Annotated in this window: 18 protein-coding genes and 1 tRNA gene; 18 read left to right on the top strand and 1 reads right to left on the bottom strand. The window is 68.4% G+C overall.

Annotation, left to right across the window (positions count from 1 at the left end; genetic code table 11):
* The first annotated feature begins 209 nt into the window (after positions 1 to 209).
* From GT590_RS03875 to GT590_RS03865, 3 genes are all read left to right on the top strand, one after another.
* A complete protein-coding gene (locus GT590_RS03875; RefSeq protein ID WP_009306143.1) occupies positions 210 to 1,871 on the top strand; it encodes an FAD-binding protein in 1,662 nt (553 codons plus the stop codon).
* Between the two features lie 144 nt (positions 1,872 to 2,015).
* The gene (locus GT590_RS03870) at positions 2,016 to 2,684 is read left to right on the top strand and encodes a cytochrome c3 family protein (RefSeq protein WP_139912573.1); all 669 of its coding nucleotides are present in this window, start codon (positions 2,016 to 2,018) and stop codon (positions 2,682 to 2,684) included.
* Positions 2,685 to 2,968: 284 nt separating this feature from the next.
* Complete coding sequence (locus tag GT590_RS03865) at positions 2,969 to 3,628, top strand: DNA-3-methyladenine glycosylase (RefSeq protein ID WP_161170912.1); 660 nt, start codon at positions 2,969 to 2,971, stop codon at positions 3,626 to 3,628.
* A gap of 144 nt (positions 3,629 to 3,772) precedes the next feature.
* Here the strand turns inward: GT590_RS03865 and GT590_RS03860 are convergent.
* A tRNA-Val gene (locus tag GT590_RS03860) sits at positions 3,773 to 3,847 on the bottom strand.
* A 287-nt stretch (positions 3,848 to 4,134) separates the two neighbouring features.
* Here GT590_RS03860 and cpaB point away from each other — a divergent pair.
* The 15 genes from cpaB (at position 4,135) to GT590_RS03785 (ending at position 15,190) form a co-directional block, all read left to right on the top strand.
* On the top strand, positions 4,135 to 4,782 hold the full coding sequence (cpaB, locus tag GT590_RS03855; protein ID WP_009608013.1) for a Flp pilus assembly protein CpaB: 648 nt from the start codon (positions 4,135 to 4,137) through the stop codon (positions 4,780 to 4,782).
* Positions 4,779 to 6,089, top strand: coding sequence for a P-loop NTPase (locus GT590_RS03850; protein WP_009306148.1), 1,311 nt, complete (start codon positions 4,779 to 4,781; stop codon positions 6,087 to 6,089). The genes cpaB and GT590_RS03850 overlap by 4 nt, the downstream gene beginning before the upstream one ends.
* Positions 6,080 to 7,402, top strand: a complete 1,323-nt coding sequence (locus GT590_RS03845) for a CpaF family protein (RefSeq protein WP_114533736.1) — start codon at positions 6,080 to 6,082, stop codon at positions 7,400 to 7,402. Before GT590_RS03850 ends, GT590_RS03845 begins: the two co-directional genes overlap by 10 nt.
* Complete coding sequence (locus GT590_RS03840; RefSeq protein WP_009608040.1) at positions 7,372 to 8,340, top strand: type II secretion system F family protein; 969 nt, start codon at positions 7,372 to 7,374, stop codon at positions 8,338 to 8,340. The genes GT590_RS03845 and GT590_RS03840 overlap by 31 nt, the downstream gene beginning before the upstream one ends.
* Positions 8,340 to 9,278 carry a type II secretion system F family protein gene (locus GT590_RS03835; RefSeq protein ID WP_139912575.1) on the top strand — a complete coding sequence of 313 codons (939 nt, stop codon included), beginning with the start codon at positions 8,340 to 8,342 and terminating at the stop codon, positions 9,276 to 9,278. The genes GT590_RS03840 and GT590_RS03835 overlap by 1 nt, the downstream gene beginning before the upstream one ends.
* 18 nt (positions 9,279 to 9,296) lie before the next feature.
* Positions 9,297 to 9,497: a Flp family type IVb pilin gene (locus GT590_RS03830; RefSeq protein WP_009306152.1), complete on the top strand. Its 201-nt coding sequence runs from the start codon at positions 9,297 to 9,299 to the stop codon at positions 9,495 to 9,497.
* A gap of 89 nt (positions 9,498 to 9,586) precedes the next feature.
* The gene (locus GT590_RS03825) at positions 9,587 to 9,724 is read left to right on the top strand and encodes a hypothetical protein (RefSeq protein WP_021410851.1); all 138 of its coding nucleotides are present in this window, start codon (positions 9,587 to 9,589) and stop codon (positions 9,722 to 9,724) included.
* A gap of 25 nt (positions 9,725 to 9,749) precedes the next feature.
* Positions 9,750 to 10,256, top strand: coding sequence for a TadE/TadG family type IV pilus assembly protein (locus GT590_RS03820; RefSeq protein ID WP_161170911.1), 507 nt, complete (start codon positions 9,750 to 9,752; stop codon positions 10,254 to 10,256).
* Positions 10,253 to 12,373, top strand: coding sequence for a molybdenum cofactor biosynthesis enzyme (locus GT590_RS03815; protein WP_227791306.1), 2,121 nt, complete (start codon positions 10,253 to 10,255; stop codon positions 12,371 to 12,373). The genes GT590_RS03820 and GT590_RS03815 overlap by 4 nt, the downstream gene beginning before the upstream one ends.
* Positions 12,364 to 12,801, top strand: coding sequence for a hypothetical protein (locus GT590_RS03810; RefSeq protein WP_240133127.1), 438 nt, complete (start codon positions 12,364 to 12,366; stop codon positions 12,799 to 12,801). Before GT590_RS03815 ends, GT590_RS03810 begins: the two co-directional genes overlap by 10 nt.
* Entirely contained in the window at positions 12,798 to 13,253 is a 456-nt protein-coding gene (locus tag GT590_RS03805; RefSeq protein ID WP_227101177.1) for a hypothetical protein, read from the top strand. The genes GT590_RS03810 and GT590_RS03805 overlap by 4 nt, the downstream gene beginning before the upstream one ends.
* Positions 13,254 to 13,257: 4 nt before the next feature.
* A complete protein-coding gene (locus tag GT590_RS03800) occupies positions 13,258 to 13,632 on the top strand; it encodes a DUF192 domain-containing protein (RefSeq protein ID WP_009306158.1) in 375 nt (124 codons plus the stop codon).
* Positions 13,629 to 14,036: a hypothetical protein gene (locus tag GT590_RS03795; protein WP_114516691.1), complete on the top strand. Its 408-nt coding sequence runs from the start codon at positions 13,629 to 13,631 to the stop codon at positions 14,034 to 14,036. Before GT590_RS03800 ends, GT590_RS03795 begins: the two co-directional genes overlap by 4 nt.
* Positions 14,033 to 14,935 carry a prepilin peptidase gene (locus tag GT590_RS03790; RefSeq protein ID WP_114516690.1) on the top strand — a complete coding sequence of 301 codons (903 nt, stop codon included), beginning with the start codon at positions 14,033 to 14,035 and terminating at the stop codon, positions 14,933 to 14,935. The genes GT590_RS03795 and GT590_RS03790 overlap by 4 nt, the downstream gene beginning before the upstream one ends.
* A 21-nt stretch (positions 14,936 to 14,956) precedes the next feature.
* Entirely contained in the window at positions 14,957 to 15,190 is a 234-nt protein-coding gene (locus GT590_RS03785; protein WP_009306161.1) for a hypothetical protein, read from the top strand.
* Positions 15,191 to 15,212 lie beyond the last annotated feature (22 nt).

The raw sequence follows: 15,212 nt of genomic DNA, 5'->3' as shown, positions 1-15,212 counted from the left end.
AACGTCAGATGTCCTGCGAAAAATCCGACCGCCCATCAGATGTGCCGGAAACGTGCCGAGCGTAAGGTTCGAAAGGCAAGAACGGATGCTTCCAAGGAGGGGCATCTCTGCTGGGAGAGAGGCAGGGGCCGATGTTCGATGCTCGCGAGCTCGATAGCTGCGCGGGTGCGGGAATCGGTTCGTTCATTCAAGTAGGAGGAAGGAACACTATGAGCAAAGGCATGGAAGGCGGAGTTTCCCGTCGTTCGTTCCTGAAGGGCGCGGGCGTCGCTGCCGCAGCCGTGGCGGGTTCCGCCGCGCTGGCCGGCTGCGCGTCGGGTTCGACGGGCGCGGCTTCGGGCGATTGGCTGCCGAAGAGCTGGGACTACGAGTGCGACCTCTTGGTCATCGGCTACGGCGGCGCGGGCATGTGGGCGTCGCTCATCGGCGCCGACGAGTGCGGCCAGGAAGTCATCGTGCTGGAGAAGGCTCCCGTCGAGGGCGGCGGCAACAGCCGCATCAACAACGGCGAGTGGACCATCGTCGAGGAAAGCGACAAAGAGCGCTTCAAGAAGTACATCAAGGCGTTCACGCACGGCAAGACCCCCGAGCCGATGATCGACGCCTGGGTCAACGAGTGCGTTCGCAACACCGAGTACGCCGACAAGTACGGCATGACCTACGAGGTGTCCGAGGTCGCGCTGGCCGGCGCCATCCCCGAGTACTACTTCCTGGACGACAACGCCTACGAGGGCTCCTGCAAGCTGTCCTCCGTCGACGGCTTCGGCATGCTGTCGTTCCGCGAGCTCGACGCGCAGCGCGAGAAGCTGGGCGTGCAGGTTCTGTTCGACTGCCACGACGAGCGTCTCATCCAGAACCCCGAGACCAAGGAGATCGTCGGCGCGTACACGATGATCGGCTCCGAGGAGAAGACGGTCAAGGCTCGCAAGGGCGTCATCATGACCACGGGCGGCTTCGAGTTCAACGAGGATCTCAAGAACGCCTACCTCAAGTGCTACCCCTTCAAGTTCGAGGGTTGGCAGTTCAACACGGGCGACGGCATCAAGATGGTCGAGGATGTGGGAGCGAAGCTGTGGCACATGGACATGGCGATCTCCATGTACTCCATGTGGACGCGCGATCCTGAGAACGACTTCTCCATCCTGTACTTCATGCCCGCCAACAGCTACTTCAATGTGAACCGTCTGGGCAAGCGCTACGTCAACGAGAACAACATGGGCTCGCCGCACAACGGCTGGCACACGCTGCTGTCGTTCGACGACTCCATCGACGACTTCGACCGCATCCCGTCGTGGGGCATCTTCGACCAGACCTGCTTCGACGCCGGCAAGCTGTCCACCAGCCAGGGCGATTTCTTCGAGTGCGGCAACTTCGCCAGCGACCTGCCCGACGAGATCCGCGCATGGAACGGCTGGAGCCAGGACAACAAGGCCGAGCTGGAGAAGGGCTGGATCCTCAAGGGCGACACCATCGAGGAGCTTGGCAAGAAGATTAAGGAGTTCGACCACTGGATGGACGTCGACGCCTTGAAAGCCACGTTCGACGAGTACCAGGCATTCTGCGAGGCAAAGAAGGACGCGCGTTTCGACCGCTCCGAGAAGACGCTCGAGAAGCTGGACGACGGCCCGTACTACGCCATCTCCATCTACCCCGGCTCCTGCTCCACCTTGGGCGGCCCGATGAAGAACGAGCACGGCCAGGTGCTGGATCCCGCCGAGAACCCCATCCCGCGTCTGTACGCGGCGGGCTGCTTCGGCAACTTCCAGAGCCACAGCTACGGCATCACCGGCGGCAACAACGCCGAGAACCAGGTGTGGGGCCGCATTTCCGCCCGTCACGCCGCGGGTCTCGAGCCTTGGGACGCCAAGTAGCATCCTCCCTTCGCTGATCGGTTCGGCGCTGCGCTCCCCAGCGGCGCCGGATGCGACTCAACCCCCGCGCCCGCCGCTCCCTCGGCGGGCGCATCTGGCGGGAAACCGCCTTCCGAACTGCAATACGACTGATAGGAGAAGCGCATGACCGTGCAAGCACACACCGCCGACCGGCGCCTCGTCGTGCTCGCCGTCCTCGGCGTCGTCCTCGCGCTCACGGCCGCGATGTGGACGCTCGCGGGCTGCGCGCCGAAGGCGGAGCCCTCGGCTCCGGCGGCGTCCGAGCAGAAGGACGGGAACGGCGGCTCTTCGGCCATGGACGGCCAGCCGGTGAACTGGACGATGGACTCCGACTGCTCGATGTGCCACACCGTCGAGGCCGCGTCGGCGACTGACGCGTCCTGCCCGCAGGCCTCGGCCCACGAGGCCGAGGGCGTGACCTGCGTCCAGTGCCACACCGACGAGGCCGTGCTCTCGACCGAGCACGCCGACGTGAAGTTCGGCGACAAGGCCGCCACCAAGGCGACCGTGGTCACGGTGGACCCCGAGACCTGCATCTCGTGCCACGGCACGATGGAGGAGATGGCCGCCAAGACCGCGGACTCCACGGCGCTCACCGACGACAAGGGCACCACGGTGAACCCCCACGACGTCCCCTCGAACGAGAAGCACGACGCCAACCCGGCGACGTGCACGAGCTGCCACAACAACCACTCGAAGGACCAGGCCAAGGACGCGATGAAGTACTGCGCCCAGTGCCACCACCGCGGAACCTTCGAATGCGGCACCTGCCACGAGCTCCGCGAGCGCTAAGAAGCAACGAACAAGCATACCCGCCCGAGACGGAATCCCCTCCCTCCCTTTCCGTTTCGGGGCCATCGAAGACCCGGCCCCTCCCTCGGCCGGGTCTTTCGCGTTGGGATCTTCGCGACCTGGCCTTATGTCGGGCACCTGACAGCGTCAGCTCCTGACATTCGTTGGCGTTGTCGCCCGAAAGCCTCGTTTTCGAGCGCGATTCCGCGTTTTTCGGGCGACAACGTTCCCTGTGAGGCCTCTGCGTCTTCGCTATACTGGGTCGAACGACGGAAGGGGACGGCATGGAGCGGGAACCGCGCTACTTCGAATACGGCGAAGCGGAGGTCGCGTACCTTGCGGCGCGCGATCCGAGGCTGGGCGAGGCGATGGCGGTTATCGGACGCATCGAGCGCGAGGTGCACCCCGACTTGTTCGCTGCACTCGTGAACTGCATCGTGGGTCAGCAGATAGCGACGAAGGCGCAGACCACCATTTGGAACCGCATGCTGGAGCGGTTCGGCGAAGTGACGCCCGAGGCGATGGCGGCGTGCTCCGACGACGAGCTGCAGCAGGTGGGCATCTCGTTTCGCAAGGTGGGCTACATCAAGGGGGCGGCCGCGCGCGTGCTGTCCGGCGAGGTGGACCTCGAGGGGCTGGCCGAGCTATCCGATGACGAGGTGTGCCGCACGCTGTCGGCGCTGCCGGGTATCGGCGTGTGGACGGCCGAGATGCTCATGACGTTCTCGATGCAGCGACCCAATATTCTGAGCTGGGGCGATCTGGCCATCCATCGCGGCTTGCGCATGGTGCACCACCACCGGCGCATCACGCCCGATCTGTTCGCGAAGTACCGCCGCCGCTACACGCCTTACGGCTCGGTGGCCAGCCTCTATCTATGGGAGGTGGCCGGCGGCGCCGTGCCCGGCATGAAGGACTGGGCCCCGAAGGGTGGGAAGAAGTAGGTAGGGCGCCGAATGCGCGTGCGCGCGTCCCGCCTCGGATGTTTCACGTGAAACATTGGTTCGTCCGAGTTTTGCTTTCAGTAGTCGTCGTCGACAATGAAAAAGAGGCCCGCCGGAGCATCCGACGGGTCTCTTCGTATCCCGTGGTGGGCGATGAGGGATTTGAACCCCCGACCTTGTCCTTGTAAGGGACCTGCGCTCCCGCTGCGCCAATCGCCCGGTTTTCGTCGCCTTGCGGCGAGCACCTATTCTCGCATAGAAGGCGCGTTCGCGCAACGAATCCCCAGGAAAGCCGCATCTAATCTGCCGCACGTTGGAGCGGCGTGGGATTTTGCGGTGCGGCGCGTGGAATTCGCGTTGGAAACGGAGGTGCGAAATGTGTAATCGGCGTTGGAACGACGTCGCAAACGGGTAAGGTCCAAGCGGCTTTTCATGGTGAACTGTGCCATGAAAACGTGAGATGAGCTGGTCATACTGAAAGGAGGGAAAACGGCGGAGAGGACGAAATGAAACGGAGCAGAACAACCATCATCGGCATTGCCTGCGGGCTGGCATGCGCGGCATGCGTGTTCGCCTACGCCCAGGGCGTGCGGGGAGAGGCCGACGCGGCGCGCGCGGAAGCTCTGGCGCGCTACGGGGGCGAGCAGCTGGAAGTGTGCGTGGCTAAGCGCGACATCGCAGCGGGGGAGTCGGTGGACGCGAGCGCGGTGGAGACGCGGTTGTGGGTGGCCGACTTGCTGCCCGCGGAAGCATTCCGATCGTCCGACGACGTGGTGGGCAAGAAGGCGTCGTCGACGATCCTTGCGGGCGAGGTGCTGTCGGAGCGCCGCTTCCGCGATGCGGGCAGCCGCCTGGACGTGCCCGAGGGCCTGACGGCGCTCAGCGTGCCGGCGAAGGACGTGCAAGCGGTGGGCGGCGCCGTGGCGGCCGGCTCGCGGGTGGACGTTTACGCCACCGGCGGCACGTCGACCGATGTGCTGGCGAGCGGCGTGCTGGTGCTGGCGACCAGCGCAAGCGCGCAGGAGTCGACAACCGACGCGAAGGTGTCGTGGATCACTGTGGCCGTCGCGCCCGAGTCGGTGCAGGAGATCGTCGCGGCGGCGCAGAAGACGGAGCTGTACTTCACGTTGCCGGGAAGCGAGGGAGAGCGATGAGCGGATCTTTGGTGGCGCTGTGCGCCGATACGACGAGTTTGCAGCATCCGGAGTCTATAGGGTTGGCGGGAGAGAACCTGGCTGCACAGGACTGGCTGCGCATTTTCTCCTCGGCAGAGGAGGCGCGCAGGTTCCTGCGCACGGATCGCCTGGTTGACGAGGTGTGGGTGGCGTCGAGCGACGACGTCGCTCCCATCAACCTGGCGGCCACGCTCAAGCGCGACCGCAGCGACCGTTGTGTGTGCATGCTGTCGTTCGAAGACACGGGTTCGCTGAAGAGCCGCATGAGCGCCACGGGCATCGACGCCTCGCTCACGCGCCAAGCCTTGGCCGAGCGCTACGCGCGTCGCAAGCAGGCCTTCGCCTGCCCATGGCCCATGGCGGCGCCCGCAGCCCCGCGGCAAGCGCCGATGCCGGCGGCGATGCCCGTCTCGGTTGCTCCGGCGACCGCGCCCCAGCCGGCGCGGTGCGACGAGCGCCGCCCGGGCGCGCGGGCCGGGTTCCTTTTCCCAGTGGTCAGCGGAAGCGGCGGCGCGGGCAAGAGCACGGTGTCCGTGCTGTCGGCGCTCATCGCGCAGAGGATGGGCTACAACACCTTGCTGCTGGATTTCGACCTGCAGTTCGGCGACGCCCCGGCGCTCATGGGCGTGCAGAACCCGTTGGCCGTCGATGACGTGCTGGCGGTGCCGTCGCGCCTCGATCAGCTGCGGTCGGACGGTCGGATGCCGGCGCTGCTGGCCGCGCCGCGCCATCTCGAAGACAGCGAAGCGGTGGTGGAGCGGGCGCCCCAGCTGCTCGACCAGCTGACGGCCCGGTTCGACGTTGTGGTGGCGAACACGGGAGCCGCCTGGGCCGAGCAGCATGCCCTGCTGCTGGAGCGCAGCTCGAAGGCGCTGTTCCTGATCGATCAGCGGCCGTCGTCGCTGCGCGCCTGCCAGCATGCGCTCGACCTGTGTGCGCGGTGCGGCATCGCGACCGGCCCTTTCCTGTACGCCGTCAACCGATGCTCCAAGAACGCCCTGTTCACGTCCATCGACGTGTCATGCTCGCTGCGCGGGGCTCACGTGTTCGAGCTCAAGGACGGCGGCGGCGAGGTGGAGGAGCTGCTGGGCGCGGGGCTTCCGTTCGATCTGCTGGCGTCGAGGAACGATTTGTGCGCGAGCCTCGAGCGCGTGCTGTCGGGCGTGCTGCCGGGCGATAGGCGCGCGGCAGCCCCGCCCGAGGAAGGCGCCTCTCGGGGACCCGGTTTCCGCTTGCCCGTCGGCAAGAAGCCGCGCCGTCGCCGGAAGGAGGCCCCATGTCTCTGATGAGCCGCGTGCGCGACATCGACGACGTGCCGACGCTCGCCGCGAGTGCGGACGACAACGCGCTGGAACGGCTCAAGGAGCACATCCAGCGGTTCGTGTCCACGGACGATATCGCCGCCATCATGGCCGAACAGCCCAGCCGCGCCCGCAACGAGTTGAAAAGCGCGTGCCGCCAGGCGTTCGAGGACGCTTCCTGGGCGGGCGTCTCCCAGCGCGAGCAGCAGCGGCTGACCGACGGGCTCATCGACATGGTGTTCGGGTTCGGGCCGCTCGAATCGCTGCTGGCCGACGATTCGGTCACCGAGATCATGGTGAACGGCCCTTCCGACGTGTTCTTCGAGCGCGACGGCCGGCTGCATCGCAGCGAGCAGCGGTTCGCCGACGAAGGCCAGCTGCGCGCGCTCATCGATCGCGTGCTGGGGCCGTTGGGGCGCCGCATCGACGAGGCGTCGCCCATGGTGAACGCGCGGCTTCCCGAAGGGCACCGCGTGCACGTGATCATCCCGCCGCTTGCGCTGGACGGGCCGGTGATGACCGTGCGCAAGTTCGCGAAGCGGGTCATGACGTTGGACGACATGGTGGCCACGGGGTCGTTCGACGAGGCGATGCGGACGTTTCTGGTGTGGGCGGTGCGCGCTCGCAAGAGCATCGCGGTGTCGGGCGGCACGGGAAGCGGCAAGACCACGCTGCTCAACGCGCTGTCGTGCGAGCTGCCGCCCTCGGAGCGCATCATCACCATCGAGGATTCGGCCGAGCTGAGGTTCTTGGAGCATCCGCACGTCGTGCGCCTGGAGGCGCGTCCCCGCAACGCGGAGGGCACGGGCGAGGTGACCATCCGCGACCTCGTGATCAACGCGCTGCGCATGCGCCCCGACCGCATCGTGGTGGGCGAATGCCGCGGCGCCGAGGCGCTGGACATGCTGCAGGCCATGAACACCGGCCACGACGGGTCGCTGACCACGCTACACGCGAACTCGCCCGCCGACGTGGTGTCGCGCCTCGCGACGATGGTGCGCTACGCGGTGGATCTGCCGGTTGACGTCATCGAGTCGAACGTGGCAAGCGCCTTCGAGGTGGTGGTGCAGACGGCTCGCGCGCTGGACGGGTCGCGGTTCGTGTCGGACGTGGCCGAGCTCGTGTACGACGGAGGAAAGCGCTGCTGCAAGGTGCGCCCGCTGTTCATGCGGGGGCTGGCTGAGCGTGTGGGACGCTGGGTGGCCCTTCCGGCTTGGATCGACGAGGTGGCGGACATCGGCGTTGCCGAGAGAGAGGAGGTGGAGCGATGGAAGCGCACGTCGTGCTTGGCGGCGTAGGCGTGCTCGCCGCGTTCGGATGCGGCGCGGCGGCAAGCGCGTCGGTGGCGGGTCGCGCTCGGCGTCGGACGGCCTCCCTGGTCGGCGAGGGGGACGTCGGATCGTCGCGCGTCGCCTGGCTGCTGCGCAACGGGGTCGGCTGGACGCGGCCGGTGACGCGTGCCCTGCTGGGCAATCGCGCGCTCGCGGCGCTCATGCGCGAGGCTGTCGGCGTGGTCGATGCGCGCGGGTTGATGACGACCGAGGAATCGCTCTTGTCGGTATGGATTGCGGCGATGGTCGGGGCGGGGATGTGCGCGGGCGCAGCGGCAGGCTCGGTCGTGTGCGGCATCGCCGTAGCCGTGTGCGCGTGCGCTTGCGCGGTCGTGTGGCTGCGCACGGTGCAGGACAAGCGCCGCGACGCCCTGCGCGAGGGCATCCCCGACGCCCTGCGCTCCATGGCCGTGTGCTTCCAGGCAGGCTTGTCGCTGCTGCAAACGTTCCAGCAGGTGGCAAGCGAGGTGCAAGGCCCGCTGGGCACGCTGTTCGCCCGCGCGGCCCACCAGCTGGAAACAGGGGAGGGCGCCGGGCGCGCCTTGGAGGTGCTGCGCAGGGGCTCGTCGGTGGCCGAGCTGGCGTTCGTCGCGGTGGCGCTGGACGTGCAGCATCAGGCGGGCGGCAGCATGAAGCAGGTGCTGGACGCGGCTCGCGACACGGTTCAGAGCGAGATCGAGCTGCGACGCGCGCTGCGCGTGCAAACGGCGCAGGCGAAGCTGTCGGCGCGCGTGGTGAGCGTCCTGCCCTTCGTGCTGATAGCGGTGTTCTCGCTGGTGAGCGAAGGTTTTCTGGATCCGTTCTTCGCCAGCCCGATGGGCATGGCGCTGCTGGCGATCGCGCTGGGCATGCAGGCCGCCGGCATCGTGGCGGTGCGCCGCATGCTGGCCGTGGAGGTGGGCTGATGGAGGCCGTGCAGGCGCCTTTCCTGATGGCTGCGGCCGTGGCCGCCGCCGGGATCGCCGGAGGGCTGGCGGGCTCAACGCTTCTTCGGAGGCGCGACGCGACGGCGCGACGCGAGCGGCTGCGCAAAGCCGCCGACGTGCGCGACGCGCAGGAGGGTTTCGACGCGGGCTCGCGGCTCGTGCGGTACGCGACGGCGCTCAGCCAGCGGATCGCCCTCGGAGCGACCGAGGCGCTTTCCCGTCGGCTGCGGCTTTCGCGGGCGCGAGCGTGGTTCTGCGCGCGGGCGAAGCGGGCGGGCTTGGAGCAGGCCGTGTCCCCGGAAGGGTTCTGCGAGGCCTCGATGAGGCTCGCATGCGCCGGAGGGCTGGCGGGCGCGCTCGTCGGCTCGGTGCTCTCCACGGAGCTTGCCGTACTCGGCGCCGTCGCAGGGGTTGCGGGCGGCGCGGCGGCGATGCCGCGAGCCGTCAAGCGGGCGCAGCGCGAGCGCGCCGACGGCTTGGAAAGCGACCTCTCGGAGATGCTCGAGGTGGTGGCGCTCGGTCTTCGCAGCGGGCTTTCGTTCGACCGCGGGTTCGCGCTGTACGGGTCTCACTTCGATTCGGACTTGGCGCGTGCGTGCGTCGGCGCCCAGCATGCCTGGTCGCTGGGCTTGACGAATCGCGAAGACGCGTTGCGCGACCTGGCGGCCTCGTACGACTCGCCGCTGTTCGCGCGCGTCGTGGAGAGCATGGTGCGCTCGCTGCGCTTCGGCTCGTCGCTGGCCGAGGGGCTCGAATCGGCTGCGGCGGAGGCGCGCGCGGTGCATCGGGCGCAGGTTGAGGAGCGGGTGGCGAAGGCTCCGGTGAAGATGATGGTGCCCACGGGCACGCTCATCCTGCCGGCCATGCTGCTGCTCGTGCTGGGGCCGGTGCTGCTCGAACTGATGGAAGGAATGTAGGAATGAGGAGGTTCGCACATGGAGACGTACTGGAGATGGATGGCGAAGGCGACGTGCCGGGTTCGGCGGGTGCTTGCTCGAGAGGATGGGCAGGGCACGACGGAGTACGCCATCCTCGTCGGGGTTCTGGTGGTGATCGCCATCATCGCGATCACCGTGTTCCGTCCGAAGCTGCAAGAGCTGTGGGATGCCATCGCCGAGGGCATCAACGGGCTGTAGGACGCCGTGCCGGCGCTGCGATCCGTGCGGACGCGTTTGACGAACGCGGTCAGGGAACGGTCGAGTTCGCGCTGGTTACGGCCGCGTTCTTGGCAGCAGTCGTCGCACTGGGCGCCCTGTGGCGCAGCTTGGAGGCCGGCATGTTCGTCGATCATGCGCTGATGTCGGCTTCGCACCATATCCAGATGACGATGCCGGGGTCGGTTGCCGATGTGTTTTTGTACTGACGGGTTCGGAAAGGAGGGAGCGGACATGCGACGGACGTGCGAATCGGGCCAGGCCACGGTGGAGGCGGCGTTTCTGCTGCCGGTGCTGTTCGTCGGGCTCCTGCTGCTGATGCAGCCGGGCATCCTTTTGTACGACCGGCTGGTGATGCAGGCGGCCGCGTCGGAGGGGTGCCGGCTGCTGGCGACCAAAACCGCTGCGGTGGGCGACATGGCCGAGAGCTGCGAGGCGTTCGTCCGCCACCGCCTGGGAGCGATCCCTCCCGTCTCCTGCTTCCACGTGCACGAAGGCGCGTGCAGCTGGGATATCCGGTTCGAAGGCGACGAGCGCTCGGACGTGGTGCGCGTCACCATCGCGAACGAGGCTCGTCCGCTGCCGCTGCTGGATGCAGGCGGCGCTTTGCTCGGCATCGTGAACGGCAACGGCAACCTCGAAGTGCGGGTGACGGCGGAGCAGTCGACGCAGCCGTCGTGGGCGCGCTCGTTCGATGCGGGCGGCGACCCGGCGGGATGGATCGGGGCGTGGGCGTCATGATGTTCGATGCGTTCCACGACGAAGAGGGCATGACGACGGTGGGCATGGTGCTGGCGCTGCTGGTGACGCTTGCGCTCGTGTTCTCGGCGGGGCAGGCGTACCGGGTGGGCTCGGCCTCGTCGGAGGTGCAGAACGTGGCCGACGCGGCGGCTCTGGCCGCGCAGAACGAGGTGGCCGAGTTCATGATCGTCGTGCGGGTGTGCGATGCGGCGGTGCTGTCGCTTTCGCTGACCAGTCTCGTGGCGACGGGGCTGGGCGTGGCCGCGCTGTGCACGCCGGCCACCGCCTCCGCATCCGAGACCCTGCTGAAAGCGGGGCGCGACGTGGCCCATGCGCGCGACCGGTTCGCCGAGAAGGCGGCCGATGGGCTCGACCGCCTGCAACGGCTGCTGCCGTTCCTCGTCGCGGCGAACGCGGCATCGGTGGCGTCGGCGAACAACGGGGCTTCGTCGAGCTACGTGGCGCTCGCGCTTCTCGTGCCCGCTTCGGGGAAGAAGATCGCGGTGGACGGCGCGGCCGAGCTCGAAGACGTGGCCGAGGCGGTGGGCGACGAGGCCGGCGAGGTGCGGCAGGCGGCCGACGAGGCCGAGCGCGCCGCCGAGCGGGCCAATGAAGCGAAGCGCCGTGCATTCGAGCACGACTGCGGCCTCGATCCGTCCTATTGCATGTACGAGCGCGCCTCTGCATTGGCAGGCATGAGCGGATCGGAGAACCCGCTGTTCAGAAGCGTTGACGCCTGGTCGTTCTCCGTGGCGCTCAAGCGCGCGCAAGCCTACTATCCGCGGCGACTCGCCGTGGAGGCCCCGGCGGACGGCTCGGTGGAGGAGCAGGCGCGCTCGGCGCTGCGCAAGCGGTTCTACGCCTTCGCCGCCGACGAGGTGGGGCGCGGGTACGTCCATGAAGGCGCCGATTCCTTCGACGCGTGGTTTCCGCGCCTTCCGAAGAACACGGAGGAGATGAGGTCGACGGCGCTGTACACCGAGGCCGCGTACCCTTGCACGGTGGACGAGGAAGGTCGAACCACGGCTCATGCGTGGGTCGGATGTCCTGCGGCGGCCGGGGCGGGAAGCCTCGTGTCGATCGCTCAGACGGAGGCGGAGCCGTTCGCCGAGTGCGCGGAATGCGGCTTCTCGGCGGCCAGCATGGGCAAGGTAGCGGCCGCCTCGTCGTCCATCGACAACGGCTTCGAGTACCACTACGAAGCCGTGGCGAAGGCGGCCGGCGAGTACGAGGAGGCCCGGGCTGAGCTGGATCCGCTGGCGGACGAGGTGAAGCGGCGTGCGGGCGGCTTGTTCGGCGAGGTGAAGGACGCGCTCGCCAAGGTGGCGGGCAAGCGCATCTCGGCGCAGCCGCCGGGACGCTACGGCGTGGTCGCGCTGGTCGCGAACACGGCAAGCGTCGCCGCATCGAGCGGTTTCGACAGCTCGTTCGTGCGGGGAGGGGGCGCGCTCGGCGTGCGGGCGGCGGTTTCGGCCGCCACGCTCGTCGCCGACTCGTCCGACGAAGGCGCCACCGTGGTGTCGTCGCTGCTGGACGGCGTGAAGGGCCAGGGAGGGGCGGCCGTGGGTGCGCTGGGAACGGTGCTCGACTGCTGGTCCGGCTTGCTGGACGCGTACGCGCAGGGCCAAGAGGCGCTCGACGATTCCGTCTCGTCGGCGTTGGATGGGCTGCCTCTCGCGGGGGCCAGCGGGTTGGGCGCGTGGGCGGCAGGTGCCCTGCGCGAGGCCGTGCGGGCCGCGGGGCTCGCTCCGGCCGAACTCGACGCGCTCAAGCCGGTGTTGGTGAATTCGGCGCATGTCGCCGAGCGCGACGAGGGGGCGTTCGGCGCGCGGCTGCTCTCGCTCAAGGAGCAGGCGATCGAGCATCCGCTCGGGTCGAACGACGTGTTCGCCTCGATCGTGGGAACGGTGGAAGCCGAGGTTGTCGAAGGCATCCAGGGGTTCGACGGCACCATCGAGATAGCCGAGATCGAGCTGTGGGACGGCGGCCCGTCGTTCCCGGTGAAGGTCGCGTTGCCGCAGACGGCGAAGGACGCTGCTGCCGACCTGGTGCAACGGGCGGCTGACGGATTGCGCGGCGTATACGCGCAGGTGACGGGGGTGCGGGTATGGGAGTGATGCGAACGTGCGACGAACGGGGTCAGATGACGGTCGAGCTCGCGGCGGCGTTTCCGGTGCTGATCATCGTCGCGGTCATCGCGGTGAACGCGCTCGCGTTCTTCTCGGAATGCGCCGCGTTCGACAACGTCTTCCGCGACGCGGTGCGCGTGCATGCGACGTCGCCTGCCGCGGGCCAGGGTATCGAGCAGAGCAGCGCCCTGGTGCAGACGGCGCTGTCTGCCGCGTTCGATGCGGAGAACGAGACGGTGCGCGTGTCGGCGGAGGGGGTTTCGGGGGGTCATACGCGCTTCACGGGCACCCTGGAGTACATGCCCACGCTGTTCGGTTTGGGGCTGCGGTCGACGGTGTTCGGGATCGCCCTGCCGCCGCTGAAGCATGCGGCCAGCATCGCGGTCGACTGTTACAAGCCGGGGGTGCTGCTGTGAGCGGGTCGACGGTGGGCGCCCGTCGCCGCAGGCGCGCTTGGGCGGTCGTGGCTGCGCTCGTTGCGGGGTGCGCGCTGGCGCTCGCGTTCGCGCAAGCAGATCGGCCGAGCGTGCTGCACGAAGCGATGCGGACGACGGCCGAATCGAGCGGCGCCGGTCCTCCTGCGGGCTTCGAGGACGAAGCGTTGCGGCTCGAAGGACGACAGGACGTGCGGGTCGACGAGCGCAGCGGCGTGCTGGGCTTCACCCGCTCGGACGACGTTGCGGACGCGCTCGCTGCGATCGAGGGGGAGTTGCTCGCCAAAGGATGGAGCGGGGTGCGCAGCGGAAACGAAGGAAGCGAGTCGTTCGTGAAGGATGACGGCCGGTATCGATGGATGTTCGTCGCCTGCGTGGACGCAGGCGGATCGACCAGCGTCGTCGTGCGCTACACGACGGAGGAAGGAGCGTGACGTCATGGTGGAACCGAAAGATCCGTCGCTCGGTGCGTCTGGTCCCGAAGGGGACGCGCGCGTTGGGCGGCCGTTGCTGATAGCCGCACGCTTTCGCCGCAAGGCGAAGGGGCTGCTGTTCTCGCCCGAGCATGCCGGGGCGCTGCTGCTCGCGCCGTGCAACGACGTGCACACGGCGGGCATGCGCCATCGCCTCGACATCGCGTTCGTCGACGCGCAGGGGCTGGTGCTCGAAGCCCATCGCGACGTGGGACCGTGCCGGAGGCTGCGCAACAAAAGCGCAGAGGCGGTTGTGGAGAGGTTCTCGTCCTGCGCGACCCCGTGGTTCACGGCGGGCGATCGCGTGGGAGTGGTTTGCATGAAAGGAGATCGGAAATGAAAACGTGTCCGACTTGCGGGGCTCGCGCGTTCGACGACGCCGAGGTGTGCTTCGGCTGCCTGCATCGCTACGGGGAGGAGCCCGTCCGTCCGAACGTCGCGATGCCGACGATGCCGTCGTCGCCTGGAACGGGGCACTGTCCGACGCTTCGTCCCAAGGCGGCTCCCGCTGAGCCGAAAGCGCCGCCGCGCGACGGGGCGGGGTGGACCGTTCGGTTCGAGTTGCCGGGATATGCGCCCGTGATGGAAGCGGACGGTCGGGAAGGCGGAGTGGTCGTGCGGTTCCAGCCGAGCGACGAGGCGGGAGGGGCCGGCGACGGCGGGCGGCGGGTTCCGCGCGGCACCCATGCGCGCGATGCGCCGTCGGAGAACCACGCGTCGGCGAGCGCGGCAGGCCGCTCGTGACGGCCCCGATCGCGCTCGTCCTCGCGGCCGGATGCGCGGGCGGGCTGATCGGCGCGTTCTTCGTGCCATGGTCGGCTTCCGTGCTCCTGGGACGCGCCTATCGCCGCGCTCGCTCGTGGTGGTGGGATTCGCTCGACGCCTATCGGGCGTTCAAGCAGGCGCATCCCCTCCGGGAGCCTTCGCCGCGCGCGGCAGGAGCCGAGGGGTCGCTGGGCCTGTGGCGGGCTCAGGCGCTGCGCGACGCCCAGGCGGGGAGCCTTCCCCGCGAGCGGCTGCAGGCGCTGATCGAGGCGGGATGCGCGGCTGGCGCGTCCGAGCCTTCGCGCAGCGAGGCCGATCAGGAAGCGCGCTGCTCGTTTCGAGCGAAACGATGGCATCGCTGCCTTGGCGCCCTCGTCGGAACGGCGTTCGGCTGCGCCGTCGCGTGGTGCGCAGGTTCGCCTCTGGTCGCGGCGGCGTTGGCGGTAGCGGCGACGGCCATGGCTGCGGCCGTGATATGCGATCTGCAGGCGAGGATCGTGCCGCTCGAGGCGTGCGCGGCCCTCGCGGCGGCGGGCGTCGTCTTCCAGGCGTCGACCGCGGGGCTTGAGGGCGTGCTGGCCGGTTGCGCCTTCGCCGTGTTCGCGGTGCTGTGCTGCCTCGCGCTGAACCGGCTGTTCGGAGGGGCGGGGCGCACGCCCGTGGGCTACGGCGACGTGCGGTGCATGGCGGCGCTTTCGCTTGCCAGCGGCGTCGCGACGCCGCTGGGGGCGGCGCTTTGCTACGGCGGCGCGGCGGCGTTCTCGCTGGCGGGCATCGCCGCGGGAAAGCTCTCGTGGAGAAGCGGTATCCCGATGGCGCCGTTTCTTGCGGCATGGCTGGTCGGAGGCGCGTGCGCGTGCCTGCACGGTATGGGATGAATCGATGAAAAGGAGTTGAGCATGAACATGATCAAGAAAAACACGGCATCGAGATTGGACAAGGTCAGGGCGTTGCTCGTCGTGGGCGAGGAGGACGGCGGTTCCGAGATCGTGCAGACGGTCATCGTGCTGGGGTTCGCGGTGGGTTTGGGGGCTGCGCTGCTGTTGCTGCAGGGCAACATCCAAACCGCCATCACGAAAGCGGGAACCTCGGTGACCGACATGTTCTCGAAGATCACGTCCGGTGCGGCGTAAAGGACGCTCGGAACGGGGCGGC

The sequence above is a fragment of the Eggerthella sp. BIOML-A1 genome (assembly GCF_009875595.1).
GTDB lineage: Bacteria > Actinomycetota > Coriobacteriia > Coriobacteriales > Eggerthellaceae > Eggerthella > Eggerthella lenta.
This window is presented reverse-complemented; position numbering and strand designations above follow the sequence as displayed.

Excerpts from the sequence above, each read along its gene's own strand:
- GT590_RS03815 (WP_227791306.1), top strand. The coding sequence starts at position 10,253 with ATGATGTTCGATGCGTTCCACGACGAAGAGGGCATGACGACGGTGGGC.
- cpaB (WP_009608013.1), top strand. The coding sequence starts at position 4,135 with ATGAAACGGAGCAGAACAACCATCATCGGCATTGCCTGCGGGCTGGCA.
- GT590_RS03865 (WP_161170912.1), top strand. The coding sequence starts at position 2,969 with ATGGAGCGGGAACCGCGCTACTTCGAATACGGCGAAGCGGAGGTCGCG.
- GT590_RS03830 (WP_009306152.1), top strand. The coding sequence starts at position 9,297 with ATGGAGACGTACTGGAGATGGATGGCGAAGGCGACGTGCCGGGTTCGG.
- GT590_RS03795 (WP_114516691.1), top strand. The coding sequence starts at position 13,629 with ATGAAAACGTGTCCGACTTGCGGGGCTCGCGCGTTCGACGACGCCGAG.
- GT590_RS03785 (WP_009306161.1), top strand. The coding sequence starts at position 14,957 with ATGAACATGATCAAGAAAAACACGGCATCGAGATTGGACAAGGTCAGG.
- GT590_RS03810 (WP_240133127.1), top strand. The coding sequence starts at position 12,364 with ATGGGAGTGATGCGAACGTGCGACGAACGGGGTCAGATGACGGTCGAG.
- GT590_RS03840 (WP_009608040.1), top strand. The coding sequence starts at position 7,372 with ATGGAAGCGCACGTCGTGCTTGGCGGCGTAGGCGTGCTCGCCGCGTTC.
- GT590_RS03870 (WP_139912573.1), top strand. The coding sequence starts at position 2,016 with ATGACCGTGCAAGCACACACCGCCGACCGGCGCCTCGTCGTGCTCGCC.
- GT590_RS03800 (WP_009306158.1), top strand. The coding sequence starts at position 13,258 with ATGGTGGAACCGAAAGATCCGTCGCTCGGTGCGTCTGGTCCCGAAGGG.
- GT590_RS03845 (WP_114533736.1), top strand. The coding sequence starts at position 6,080 with ATGTCTCTGATGAGCCGCGTGCGCGACATCGACGACGTGCCGACGCTC.
- GT590_RS03835 (WP_139912575.1), top strand. The coding sequence starts at position 8,340 with ATGGAGGCCGTGCAGGCGCCTTTCCTGATGGCTGCGGCCGTGGCCGCC.
- GT590_RS03820 (WP_161170911.1), top strand. The coding sequence starts at position 9,750 with ATGCGACGGACGTGCGAATCGGGCCAGGCCACGGTGGAGGCGGCGTTT.
- GT590_RS03850 (WP_009306148.1), top strand. The coding sequence starts at position 4,779 with ATGAGCGGATCTTTGGTGGCGCTGTGCGCCGATACGACGAGTTTGCAG.
- GT590_RS03875 (WP_009306143.1), top strand. The coding sequence starts at position 210 with ATGAGCAAAGGCATGGAAGGCGGAGTTTCCCGTCGTTCGTTCCTGAAG.